We start from the raw sequence: 12,263 nt of genomic DNA on the forward strand, positions 1-12,263 counted from the left end.
TGGTCAGGAATGCGACCCGCCACATCATGGACCTGCAGCCCCAGCAGATGCCCGAGACCATGCGGGCAGAAGGCTGCGGTGATGCCTTGTGCGACCTGATCCTCGGCGGGCAGGGACACCACGCCCAGTTCCCGCAGCAGCTCACCCAGCTCGCGATGCATCTCGAGGTGCAGGTCGACGTAGTCCACCCCGGGCGCGAGTCTTGCGATCAGACGCTTCTGCAGCGCCTCTACGCCCTCGATCAGCGCGCGATAGAGCGGCAGCGCATCATCGCCCGCCCAGCTGCGTGTGATGTCAGAGGCATAGCCGTGCACGCTGGCGCCGGCATCCACCAGCAGGCTGTGACGGGCGGCGGGGGCCTGCAAGCCATAATGCTGGTAATGCAGGACCGCGGCATGCGCGTTTAGACCAACGATATTGCCGTAGGGCACATCCGATTCCCGTTGGCGCGACGCGCCGAGATAGGCCAGCTGGATATCGAGCTCCGCGCCGCCCTCCATGAAGGTGCGCCGGGCAGCCAGATGGCCACGCGCGGCGCGCAGGCTGGCTTCTTCAAGACAGGCGATCTCGAATTCGCTCTTGCAGACGCGCCCCTCGTCGAGCTGGCGCACCAGGCCGACCGGGTTGGGCAGTGCCTCAAGCTCACTGACCACCTGCGGCTGAAGCTCTGCGATCTCACCCAGCAACGCCACGCGACCCTCGGGACGCTCTGGCAGTGTCGGCTTGCGCAGATGGACGATCTCGAACTGCTCGGCCCAGGGCGCAGTGTCCGGCGTCGGCAGGCTGGGTGACAGATGCCAGAAATCATCGGGGGCATAGAGGTAGAGCGTCGGGCGCTCGCCCGGACGAATCACCAGCCAGCTATCGCTGAGGCCCGCCATCGGCACCCAGTGCAGGAAATGGGCATGCGACTTGAAGCTGGCATCCTGGTCATCGGCGAAATGCCGCTTCGGCTTGCCACTGTGCAGCACGATGGCGTCCAGATCATGCTGCTGCATGGCAACTTCGTAGCCGGATTGCAGCGCCGCCAGATGCGCGCGGTGTGCCGCGGCGTGGGTGAGTGTCGGGTCGTTGAGCTGGCTGTCAGACATCATGTTTCCTTGCAAACGGTCGGCACGCCTGACCTGGAGGAGTGAACGTCAATGGCGTGAGGTGAGGGAGAATGTAGGAATGAAGGGGAGAGCGCCGCTGAGTCGGCACCGTCGACCCTCCTGCCCGGATGACTCACGAGAAACGGGCTTCCAGCTGGTGCCAGAGTTCACTGACACTGTCGTGGCGCGGCACGCGCGGGCGATACAGGCGGATATGCAGGCTCAGATCCCAGCGCGGGTCACCGGCACGCACCAGCTTGCCGCTGGCGATTTCCTCTGCGGCCAGCCGCTGCGGCAACCAGCCGATGCCATAGCCCTGCAACACCAGCGCCTTGATGTTGGCCGCCTGGATATTCTCGTTCATGGTGACCAGATGCGCCTGAATCGGGACCTGAGCGAGATGGGCCATCAGTGAGGTGGCGATGACGGCGCGCGGATGCGGGCTGATGAACGGCAGCGGATTGCGCCGCGTGCCCGGCAACTGATGGCGGGGACTGCCATCCGCGCCGGGCGCGCACAGCGGAATGAAGGTTTCTTCGCCGACTACCAGGTATTGGTAACTGTCCAGCTCAAAGCCCAGGTCCACCCGTGCCTGGGGCCAATAGCACAGCGCCAGATCACATTCGCCGCGATCCAGCCCGTGGAAGTAGTCGGCCGCCAGCCAGCCGGTGGCACGCAGATAGGGCAGCACCTGTTCACGCAACTGAAGCTGATCGAGCCAATCAGGCAGGAAGTGGGACACCAGAGACTGCGGTGCCCCCAGCGATATCTTGCTGGCTTGCTGCTGGGCCATGTCCTGCAGGCGTTCGCGTGTGATGCGCACGCGCTCGGTGATCTGCTCACACAGCTGGAGAAACTCGTCTCCGGCGGGAGTCAGCGACAGCGGCAGGGTCTGACGATTGATCAAGGTGGTGCCCATCTCCTCTTCCAGCAACTTGATGCGGCGGGAAAAGGTGGGCTGAGAGACATTCTGTGCATCGGCCGCCCGCGAGAAATGTCGGGTCTGAGCCAGAACGATGAAATCTTCGAGCCAGCGAATTTCCATGTAATCGGAGTGCCTCGTCGGCCTGGAAACAGGCCATGTCAGGAGGTCGGGCGCACATCTCTTCGGACGTGTCACACCAGAGTATCTTGGGGATGCGTCATCGAGGCCCGGTGCCACGCTGAATCTTCTTCAAGCATCGTGGGCAATGGCGCCAATTGACCTGTTGGTCAGTGATGGATGTGCGAAATCTTGCCCACACAAAACGCGAGATGCAATCGTCAATGAGCGCAAGACGCAAGGTTGCCGATGACAATGGCAACCTTGCGCGGTCTTTCCTTGCTTGGGGCCGGAAACACAATGATCGATGGCGCCCATCACATCGCCGTCATCACTTTCGTCACTGCCATCACTTCAGTCGATGCGGCCTTCTTCCACGGCGTGGCAGGCGACCTGACCAGTTTCCGTGGCGATCAGGCGCGGAATCTCCGTGCGGCAACGCTGATTGGCATGCGGACAACGGCCATGGAAGACACAGCCCGAAGGCAGATTGACCGGCGTCGGCACCTCACCCTCGAGGCGAATGTGGTTGGGCTTGTCATCGTGCAGCCGCGGGATCGCCGACATCAACGCCTGGGTGTAGGGGTGACGCGGGCGGGCGAACAGTGAACGGGTGTCCGCCAGCTCGCACAGCGTGCCCAGATACATCACCGCGACGCGGGTGCCGAAGTGCTCGACCACGGCGAGGTCGTGGGTGATGAACAGATACGTCAGGTTGCGTTGCTCCTGCGCCTCCATCATCAGGTTGAGCACCTGCGCCTGGATCGACACGTCCAGCGCCGAGATCGGCTCATCGGCGACGATGAATTCCGGGTCCACCGCCAGCGCGCGGGCGATGGAGATTCGCTGACGCTGACCGCCGGAGAATTCGTGGGCGAAGCGCTTGCCCCAGTCCGGGTCGATGCCCACCGAGCGCATCACCTCCTCGATCTTGTCGCGCACCTCGCCATCCTTGAGCGTTGGCTGATGGAAGCGCAGCGGCTCCTCCAGCGTCTGCTGGATGGTCATGCGCGGATTCAGCGACGCATAGGGATTCTGGAAGATCATCTGCATGCGACGGCGGTAGGGCAGCAGGTCCCGCGGGGCCATATTGTCGATGCGGGTGCCGTCAAAACGGACCTCGCCACCACTGGGCTTGAGCAGCCCCATCACCGTGCGCGCGACCGTCGACTTGCCGCAGCCGGATTCCCCGACCACGCACAGCGCCTCACCGCGTTTGACGTCCAGCGTGACGCCATTGATGGCGTGCACGTATTCCTGCTTGCGACGCAGGCGTCCCTTCTCGAAGGTCAGCTGTTCGAGAAAGTCGCCGGACAACGAGAAGCGCTTCTCGAGATCACGAATTTCCACCAGGGTTTCGCCAAGCTCGGCGCTATCCACACGCGTGGAGGCCTGGGAGGAGGACAGGGAGGAGGACTGAGCGTCCTTCAGAATTGCCGCGCTCATGCGTTCACCTCCGTGCGGTGGCTATCAGTGGGAGTGGCGCCATTGCCGTTGGCATCGGTGATGATCGGGGTCCAGCGCTCGCCGGCCACCATGGCATCGACCATATGACAGGCCACCTTGCAGTTGCCGGAATGGGCAAAGGCCGGCACCTTCTCGAGGCAGATATTCGCCGCGAAATCACAGCGCGGATTGAAGGCGCAGCCGGCTGGAATCTTGGTCAGGGTCGGCATCGAGCCACGAATCTGGTTCAGACGGCTGCCCGGAGTGGCCATCTGGGGCAGGGCGTTGATCAACCCCTGGGTGTAGGGGTGCTGAGCATCATTGATGATCTCGCGGGTCGGTCCCTGCTCGATGACGCGCCCGGCATACATCACCAGGGTGCGCTGGGTGACCTGGCTGACCACGCCCAGGTCGTGGGTGATCAGGATCAGCCCGACGTTGTGCTTCTCGCACAGCAGCAGCAACAGCTCCATGATCTCGGCCTGGATGGTCACATCCAGCGCGGTGGTCGGCTCATCGGCGACGATGATGTCCGGGTCCAGCAGCAGCGCGATGGCGATGATAATGCGCTGACGCATGCCACCGGACAGCTCATGGGGGTACTGATCCAGGCGCTTTTCCGGTGAGGGAATGAAGACCTGATTGAGCTTGTGCAGGGCGATGGCGCGCGCATCCTTGCGCGAGATGCGGCGGTGCGCCTTCAGGCACTCGATCATCTGCTCGCCGATGGTCAGCACCGGATTGAGCGTCATCATCGGGTCCTGGAAGATCATCGAGATGCGGTTGCCGCGAATCGACTGCATCGCCTTGGGCTTGAGGGTGTTGAGCACTTCGCCATCGAACTTGATCTCGCCGCCGGCGATGTAGCCGGGCTTGGCGATCAGATTCAGGATGGTGAAGGCCGCGACCGACTTGCCAGCCCCTGATTCACCGACGATTCCCAGACGCTCACCGCGTTCCAGGGTGAAACTGACGTCGCGCAGGGCGCGCACCTCACCGCCTCGCATGGCGAAGCGGACGTCGAGGTTGTTGACTTCAAGTAGTGCCATTGTCTTGACTCCTCTCGGCTTCAGCCCTTGTAGAGACGCGGGTTCATGACATCACGCAGCCAGTCGCCCAGCAGGTTGATGACCAGGACCAGCACGATCAGCACGCCACCGGGGATCAGCGTGATCCACCAGCTACCTGACTGCAGGTAGTCGAAGCCGGACTTGATCAGTGACCCCAGCGACGGCTGGGTCTCCGGCATGCCGAGACCGAGGAAGGACAGCGCCGCCTCCGAGATGATCGCGTTGGCGATCTGCACCGTGGAGATGACGAAGATCGGCGACAGGGTGTTGGGCAGGATGTGACGGAACATGATGCGACGGGAGCGGAAGCCCATCACCCGCGCGGCATCGACGTATTCCTTGTTCTTCTCCGCCAGCACCGAGGCGCGGACGGTACGCGCATACTGCGGCCATTCCGCCAGCCCGATGATCAGGATCAACAGGATCAGCGCGTAATCCGAGAAGGCGGCGCCACCGAAGGTCGCCTTGATGATGGCGCCCACCACGATGGCCACCATCAGGGTCGAGAATGACAGCTGGATATCGGCCATGCGCATCAGGAAGGCATCGATGCGCCCGCCCAGATAGCCCGCCAGCAGCCCGAAGGTCACGCCGAGCAATGCCTGAAGGATGACCGCGCCGAAGCCGATCAACAGCGACACGCGCGTGCCGTAGAGGATGGTGGAGAGCAGATCACGCCCCTGGGCATCGGTGCCCAGCAGGAAGGCCGGATCACCGCCCGCCATCCACGCCGGCGGCAGCTCCGAATTCATGATGTCGATACTGGCCAGGTCATAGGGATCAGCCGGAGCGATCCACGGCGCGAGGAAGGCCCCGAGCACCATGGCGATGAACACCAGCAGACAGGCCTGAGCCATCCAGTCTCGCTTGAAGCTGTAGACCAGATAGGACTCACGGAAACGCTGCCAACGGCCGGGGACCACGATGGAGCTGGTCTTCGGGGTGACGGGGGCGTTGCTTGATTGGGTATTGGATTGGCTCATGCCGGTTTCCCCGCAAGCTTGACGGTGGGGTTGACCAGTCCGTAGATCAGATCGACGAGGGTGTTGGTGATCACGAAGATCACGCCGACCATCATCAGGTAGGCCACGATCAGCGGGATGTCGGAGCGGGTGATGGCCTCGAGGAACATCAGGCCCATGCCCGGCCACTGGAAGACGGTCTCGGTCAGGATGGTGTAGGCGACCATGGTGCCGATCTGCACGCCGCCGACGGTGATCACCGGCAGCATGGTGTTCTTCAGTGCGTGCAGGAAGTAGATACGCTTGAGGCCGATGCCCTTGGCGCGCGCGAACTTGATGTAGTCCGACTGCAGCACTTCCATCATCTCGGCACGAATCAGGCGGATGAACAGCGGCAGCATGATCGAGGCCAGCGAGATAGCCGGTAGGACCAGGTGCCAGAGGCCATCGGCGGTGAAGAAGCCGCTCGACCAGGTGCCCGCGACGTGCACCAGCTCACCGCGCCCGTAGGAGGGCATGCCGCCATCGGTGGACAGCATGCCGTTCAGGACACTGCCCCAGGTGGTGTCGCTGGGGAACCAGTCCACCGTCACGCCGATCGCGAACAGCTGGATCAACACGATGGCGGTCAGGAAGACCGGCACAGAGATGCCAATGATCGAGGTGCCCATGAACAGGCGTGACAGCCAGTTGCGCGGGCGAATCGCCGCGAACACCCCGATGGGGGCCGAGAGCAGGATGATGATCAGGCTCGAGGCCATCACCAGTTCCAGCGTGGCGGGCAGGTGCTTGAGAATCACCTCGGTCGCCGGCTGCTTGTAGAAGTACGAGTTGCCGAGATCGCCCTGCAGGGCATTGCCGGCAAAACGCAGATATTGGGTGATGAAGGGGTCGTTGAGGCCCATTTCATCGCGCATGACTTCACGCTGGGCTTCCGACACGGCCTGGCCGGTCATCTCGCGCAGCGGGTCGCCCAGGTTGTCCTGGATGGCGAAGCTGATGATGCTGATCACGAACATGACCAGTACGGCGTGCATCAGGCGTTTGATCAGAAAGGCAATCATGGATCGCCACCTTCCTCGTGAACATCACGGTCTCGCGCGCGTCGGTCCTATCCATGCTGGCCGATCACGCTGGGTGTCAGGTATCCCGCCTGTCGCTGGCCTGCCATCGGGCACAGGCTCCCCAACCCATCACCGACAGGCGATGGCGAGGAAAACGACAGGCGGGGGTAAGTCGTCGCGTTCAGGTCAGCAGGGCAACCAGAGAGTTCGCTTAGGCTATCTCCGGTTGCCTGACTTGCCTGTCGCGAGGGGTGCGTGGCCAGGAACATGGCGCTGAACGATGCAAGGCGGTTCAGTGCCTGTCACTCACTCACGCGGTGGGATCACTCCTGGTCGATGACCAGATCCCCCAGGTACGGGAAGTTCATCACGTTGAGGACCGGCTCGATGTTGACGCCATCACGCGCGCCCCAGGCCAGGTTCTGCCAGTGCAGCGGCACGAAACCGGCATCGTCGTAGACGGCTTTCTCGGCGGCCTGCAGCATCTTGGCGCGCTTCTCGGTGTCGGTCTCCAGGTTGGCCTCGGTGACCATCTTGTCGACGTCCGGATTGCAGTAGTTGCCGGAGTTGTACTGACCGACACCGCTGTCGGCATCCGGGCAGAAGGTCAGGAATTCGAAGAAGTTGGCACTGTCTTCGGTGTCCGAGTGCCAACCGATCATCATCATGTCGGCCGCGCGCGCATCATATTCCGGCCAGTACTGGGCCTTGGGCAGGGTCTTCAAATCCACTGTGATGTTGATCCTGGCCAGCATAGAAGCCACGGCCTGGGCGATCTTGGCGTCGTTCACATAGCGGTTGTTGGGCGCCATCATGCTGATCTCGAAGCCATCCTCGTAGCCGGCTTCCTTCATCAGCTCCTTGGCCTTGGCCACGTCATAGCGCGGCGTCAGCTCGGGGTTGTGGCCCTGATAGCCATCCGGCGACATCTGGGCGGCGGGGGTCGCGAAGCCTTTCATCAGCTTCTGGGCGATGCCTTCCTGATTGATGGCGTAGTTGACGGCCTGACGGACACGCTTGTCCTTGAAGGCTTCGACACGCTCCTGGTTCATCTGGAAGGTGATGATGCGGGTGCCGCCCATCTCGACTAGGTGCACGCCGTCCTGCTTGCGAATGCGTTCCAGATCGGTCGGCGGTACCGGCGCGATGAAGTCCATGTCGCCGGAGAGCAGCGCCGCGACACGCGTGGCATTTTCCTTGATCGGCGTCAGCACGATGTCATCGACGTTACCCGGCGACTCGGTATCCCAGTAATCCTCGAAGCGCTCAAAACTGATCTTCACGCCCTGCTGACGGTCCGCGACCTTGTAGGGGCCCGTGCCGGACTCGTTGCGTGAGGCGAAGGTGTTGGCCGCCTTGGCGATCTCATCCTTGGCCTTGCCGTCTTCGGTCTCGCCGGAATAGAACGCGCTGTCCATCGGGAAGATGTAGGTGGCGGCATTCAGCACCAGCGGGAACGGCTTGTCAGTCACCAGATCCACGGTGTAGTCATCGACGGCCTTGACGTCGGTGAACGGCGCGAAGATGGCCTTGAAGTCGGCACTCTTCTTGAGGCGCTCGATGGTCCAGACCACATCCTTGGCGGAGAAGTCATTGCCGGAGTGGAACTTGACGCCTTCGCGCAGGTGGAAGCGCATGGTGTTGTCATCGACACGCTCCCAGCTCTTGGCCAGGCGGCCATCGAAGCCGAGGTCCTTGTTCCAGCGAATCAGCGGATCGTAGACCATGTGCGACAGCTGCAGGGTGCCGCCGGAGAGCTGTTCGTGGATATCGAGGGTCACGGGGTCAGCGTCGTAGGCCATGCGCAGGGTGACGTCTTCGGCCATTGCCGGAGCCGCCATGGCCAATGTCGCGCTGCCGATCAGCGCACACAGGGTCTTCTTGGGCAAGAAAGACTGGAGGGCATTCTGACGGGTCATGAGCATCCCTTTGCTTGTGTAGTTTGATTGTTGTTGTGGCGATCCTGCGCGGCTGTCGAGGCAGACGCGCAGGATGCGTTCTAACAGTAGAGAGTCACTTGGTCGCGGGACAATCGAAATGTTGAGTAGCCGGATGCAGGTGGTGAATAGCCTTTTCCTGACCACGCAACGTCATCCAGGCTGGTGCAGGGCGCGCAATGGACGAGGCGACACCTCGGATGTCACACGGCGTCGCCATTTTTCACCTCAATAACGCCGCGAGCTGAGGGCGCTTCCTCTTAGGGCAATACGGAGCAATTCAGCACTGCCATATGCTGGGCAAGCCGCCGTGACACTGACCTGTCTCGTTCACACTGCAAGCCTTAACGACAATTAAATTCCAATAGAATCAACTATTTGAAGCAAGTACGATAATCGAGATTTGAGGGGGTTATCTGGCGCTGCATGGCCGTGGTGTGTATCAGTTCCGTCAGCCGACCGCTGCTGGTTGAGAGACATTGCGTACGCTGAATACCGCCACCCAGACTTCAGGCCACCTGGCGATAAACACACACCATCAGCGGCAGAAAAGCCGACAGGATAGGCAGTGATTTTCCAATGCGTGCAGTCTCTGCACTTGATTGGTGCGCATGGCGTTCTGCGACCAAAGTTGCGCCTCAGAGGCCCTCCACGAAGGCCTGCAAGGGCGATACTGCGCTGTAAAAATCCCAAACGCTGCGCTGAAAACACGTGAAAGACTTTCCAGCGCTGGTGTCTGCTAGGTCTGGTTCCATTCAATAGACGCCAAGGCAGTCGATGCAGGAAGGCACTGACAGTGGGAGAAAGGCGCTGGAGGGTCGGTCTTGATAAGAGGGAGGCCTGAAACGCGACGCGCCTCCTGAATGGGAGGCGCGTTGGAGGGCGCTGATGTTGCTACCGGCATCCTGAGCACCGGCAGCTGGATCACGTCGGCCTGATCAGTCCTGCTGCGGCAAAGGCTCGATGCGGTCCACACGATACAGCTGCGGCACCTGTGACAGGTTGCTGATGGTGCAATCGAGGTTGTTCACTCGACCATCGGACAGGCCGTAGACCCAGCCGTGCACTTCCAGCTTCTGACCGCGCTCCCAGGCACGCTGCAGGATCTTGGTTCTGGCCAGGTTCTGCACCTGAGAGCGGACATTGAGTTCGCACATGCGATCAACCTGCTCATCCAGCGGCAGGTGCTTGAGCTCGTCATAGTGCAGGTTGTAGAGCTCACGCAGGGTGTGCAACCAGTAGTCGACCATGCCATTGTCACCGCCGGTGATCGAGGCACGCACGCCACCACAACCGTAATGGCCGACGATCATGATGTGTTCGACCTTCAGCACATCGACGGCGTACTGGATGACCGACAACGCGTTCATGTCGTTGTAGTGGATCAGGTTGGCGACATTACGATGAACGAAGACTTCGCCGGGCGGCAGGTCGATGATCTGGTTGGCCGGTACGCGGGAATCCGAGCAGCCGATCCACAGAAAGTCAGGATTCTGCTGGTCCGAGAGGCGCTTGAAGAACTCAGGGTCGCGCTCGGTCATGGATTGAGCCCAGACCTTGTTTTGCTCAAGCAGCTTTTCGATATTGCTCATGGCAGGGAGACCACTTTTTCAAATGACGGGGGCAGGGGACGGTTGTCGCACAGGGGCGTTGGCCGTGGCGCCTCTCGGGCGCAGAGCCTCTTGGCTCAGGCCCATGAGACAGGCGTTCACGGCAGCGTCAGGCAAGACGTCAAAGCGCTATGGTTACGAGCAACAATGTTACGCGTCCGCGGAGCGCTTCGCCAATGACGGTGCTAGCCACTGTGCCAGCACGTTGTAACTTTTGTCTAACATGCTTGTTGGACATATTTACCGTGTCAGAGGCCACAGGGTCAACCTGAAGGCCGATACGCGGGTAACCGTGCCCAGCGACACGGGACTCCCGAGGCCGCGCGAGTCCTGATACCATGTGGCCAATTCATCAAGGAGATTCCCGTGACCGATCAGACCCATCAGCCTGCGACAGGCCAGTTTGACTTCGACCTGTTCGTCATTGGTGCCGGCTCCGGCGGCGTTCGCGCTGCCCGGACCGCCGCCGCGACCGGCGCCCGCGTTGCCGTGGCAGAAGACCGCTACCTCGGCGGTACCTGTGTCAATGTCGGTTGCGTGCCCAAGAAGCTCTACTCCTATGCTGCCCACTACCATGATTCCTTCAAGGACAGCGCCGGCTTCGGTTGGGATCTAGGCGACGCCCCGCGCTTTGACTGGGCGACCCTGCGCGATCGCAAGACCGCCGAGATCTCTCGTCTGAACGGTATCTATCGCAATCTGCTCAACAATTCCGGCGCCACGCTGATCGAAGGCCGTGCCAGCATCGCCGATGCCAACACCGTCGTCGTCAATGGCGAGCGTCACACCGCGGCCAAGATCCTGGTCGCCACCGGTGGCTGGCCGTTCCTGCCGGACTTCCCGGGTCGTGAACATGCGCTGGATTCCAACCGCATCTTCGATCTGGAAAGCTTCCCGAAGCGCTTCTTCGTCATCGGTGGCGGCTATATCGCCGTCGAGTTCGCCAGCATCTTCAATGGTCTGGGTGCCGAGACGCACCTAAGCTATCGCGGTGACCTGTTCCTGCGCGGCTTCGACAACGAAGTGCGCGAGTTCACGCGTGACGAGATGGCCAAGAAAGGCGTCAACCTGCACTTCAACACCACGGTCGAGTCCATCGACAAACAGGGCGACATCTACAGCGTGCGCCTGAGCGATGGCCAGGTGCTGGAAGTGGATTGCATCCTCGCCGCCACCGGTCGCAAGCCGAACATCGAAGGCCTGGGGCTCGAGAATGTCGATGTGGCGCTGAATGTCGATGGCACCGTGCGCGTCAACGAGCGCTTCGAGACCACCACCCCGTCCATCCTCGCGCTGGGCGACATCATCGGTGGCCCGGAACTGACGCCGGTGGCACTTGAAGAAGCCATGCACCTGGTACGTGCGCACTTCGGCGACGGCGTCGTGGGTGGTCTGGACTACGACAGCATCGCGACAGCGGTATTCTGTCATCCGAACATCGGTACCGTCGGCCTCAGCGAGGAAGCGGCGCGCGAGAAGTTCGACAGCATCCGCGTCTACACCGCTGACTTCCGTCCGCTCAAGCACACCCTGTCCGGCAGCGATGAGCGCAGCCTGATGAAGCTGATCGTCGATGATGCCAGCGACAAGGTCGTCGGCGTGCACATGGTCGGTGATGAAGCCGGTGAGATCATGCAGGGCATCGGCATCGCCGTGCGTGCCGGCCTGACCAAGGCCGACTTCGACCTGACCGTGGGCATTCACCCGACGGCAGCGGAAGAGTTCGTCACCATGCGCAGTGTCACGCGCACCTGACAAGCCAGTCGCAAAGACGGCTCGTCGAAATGACCGAGCTTCGAAAAGACTGAACGTCGAAACAGAACATCGAAAACAGAACGCCCCACGGCCTTGCCGTGGGGCGTTTTTGCATGCGTCTTCTGCGTGCTCCCAGGAGCAAATCAACTGAGAAAGGGGAGTCATGGTTACTGAGTAACGGTGCAGGTTACACAGTCAGCAGCAGCGACTATCTGAATCCGCGCTGAAAGTTGCACGCAATGAGGAAGCGGCAATTCTCGTCTGGCGGGGACAAGTCGTTGTCTGC

General features: G+C 61.5%; 9 protein-coding genes. 1 reads left to right on the forward strand and 8 read right to left on the reverse strand.

Annotation, left to right across the window (positions count from 1 at the left end; translation table 11 throughout):
- The 8 genes from pepQ to can form a co-directional block, all read right to left on the reverse strand.
- The coding region (pepQ, locus tag QD356_RS05235; RefSeq protein ID WP_279877044.1) for a Xaa-Pro dipeptidase at positions 1-1,091 on the reverse strand (1,091 nt) is incomplete at its 3' end.
- A 133-nt stretch (positions 1,092-1,224) separates the two neighbouring features.
- A complete protein-coding gene (locus QD356_RS05240; protein WP_192838786.1) occupies positions 1,225-2,136 on the reverse strand; it encodes a LysR family transcriptional regulator in 912 nt (303 codons plus the stop codon).
- A 351-nt stretch (positions 2,137-2,487) separates the two neighbouring features.
- On the reverse strand, positions 2,488-3,579 hold the full coding sequence (locus QD356_RS05245; RefSeq protein WP_192838787.1) for an oligopeptide/dipeptide ABC transporter ATP-binding protein: 1,092 nt from the start codon (positions 3,577-3,579) through the stop codon (positions 2,488-2,490).
- On the reverse strand, positions 3,576-4,628 hold the full coding sequence (locus QD356_RS05250) for an ABC transporter ATP-binding protein (protein ID WP_082388765.1): 1,053 nt from the start codon (positions 4,626-4,628) through the stop codon (positions 3,576-3,578). Before QD356_RS05250 ends, QD356_RS05245 begins: the two co-directional genes overlap by 4 nt.
- Positions 4,629-4,648: 20 nt before the next feature.
- Positions 4,649-5,632, reverse strand: a complete 984-nt coding sequence (locus QD356_RS05255; protein ID WP_052384673.1) for an ABC transporter permease — start codon at positions 5,630-5,632, stop codon at positions 4,649-4,651.
- Positions 5,629-6,675 carry an ABC transporter permease gene (locus QD356_RS05260; protein WP_054556671.1) on the reverse strand — a complete coding sequence of 349 codons (1,047 nt, stop codon included), beginning with the start codon at positions 6,673-6,675 and terminating at the stop codon, positions 5,629-5,631. Before QD356_RS05260 ends, QD356_RS05255 begins: the two co-directional genes overlap by 4 nt.
- Before the next feature lie 323 nt (positions 6,676-6,998).
- On the reverse strand, positions 6,999-8,594 hold the full coding sequence (locus QD356_RS05265) for an ABC transporter substrate-binding protein (RefSeq protein WP_107334799.1): 1,596 nt from the start codon (positions 8,592-8,594) through the stop codon (positions 6,999-7,001).
- 956 nt (positions 8,595-9,550) lie between these two features.
- Positions 9,551-10,204: a carbonate dehydratase gene (can, locus tag QD356_RS05270; RefSeq protein ID WP_192838789.1), complete on the reverse strand. Its 654-nt coding sequence runs from the start codon at positions 10,202-10,204 to the stop codon at positions 9,551-9,553.
- A gap of 384 nt (positions 10,205-10,588) precedes the next feature.
- Here can and gorA point away from each other — a divergent pair, with 384 nt between their 5' ends.
- Complete coding sequence (gorA, locus tag QD356_RS05275) at positions 10,589-11,977, forward strand: glutathione-disulfide reductase (protein ID WP_192838790.1); 1,389 nt, start codon at positions 10,589-10,591, stop codon at positions 11,975-11,977.
- Positions 11,978-12,263: the final 286 nt, after the last annotated feature.

Origin of the sequence: Cobetia sp. 2AS, from assembly GCF_029846355.1 — a bacterium.
GTDB classification, from domain to species: Bacteria; Pseudomonadota; Gammaproteobacteria; order Pseudomonadales; family Halomonadaceae; genus Cobetia; species Cobetia amphilecti.

Bases quoted from the DNA above. Each gene is read 5' to 3' on its own strand.
- QD356_RS05240 (WP_192838786.1), bottom strand. From the start codon at position 2,136: ATGGAAATTCGCTGGCTCGAAGATTTCATCGTTCTGGCTCAGACCCGA.
- QD356_RS05245 (WP_192838787.1), bottom strand. From the start codon at position 3,579: ATGAGCGCGGCAATTCTGAAGGACGCTCAGTCCTCCTCCCTGTCCTCC.
- QD356_RS05250 (WP_082388765.1), bottom strand. From the start codon at position 4,628: ATGGCACTACTTGAAGTCAACAACCTCGACGTCCGCTTCGCCATGCGA.
- QD356_RS05255 (WP_052384673.1), bottom strand. From the start codon at position 5,632: ATGAGCCAATCCAATACCCAATCAAGCAACGCCCCCGTCACCCCGAAG.
- QD356_RS05260 (WP_054556671.1), bottom strand. From the start codon at position 6,675: ATGATTGCCTTTCTGATCAAACGCCTGATGCACGCCGTACTGGTCATG.
- QD356_RS05265 (WP_107334799.1), bottom strand. From the start codon at position 8,594: ATGACCCGTCAGAATGCCCTCCAGTCTTTCTTGCCCAAGAAGACCCTG.
- can (WP_192838789.1), bottom strand. From the start codon at position 10,204: ATGAGCAATATCGAAAAGCTGCTTGAGCAAAACAAGGTCTGGGCTCAA.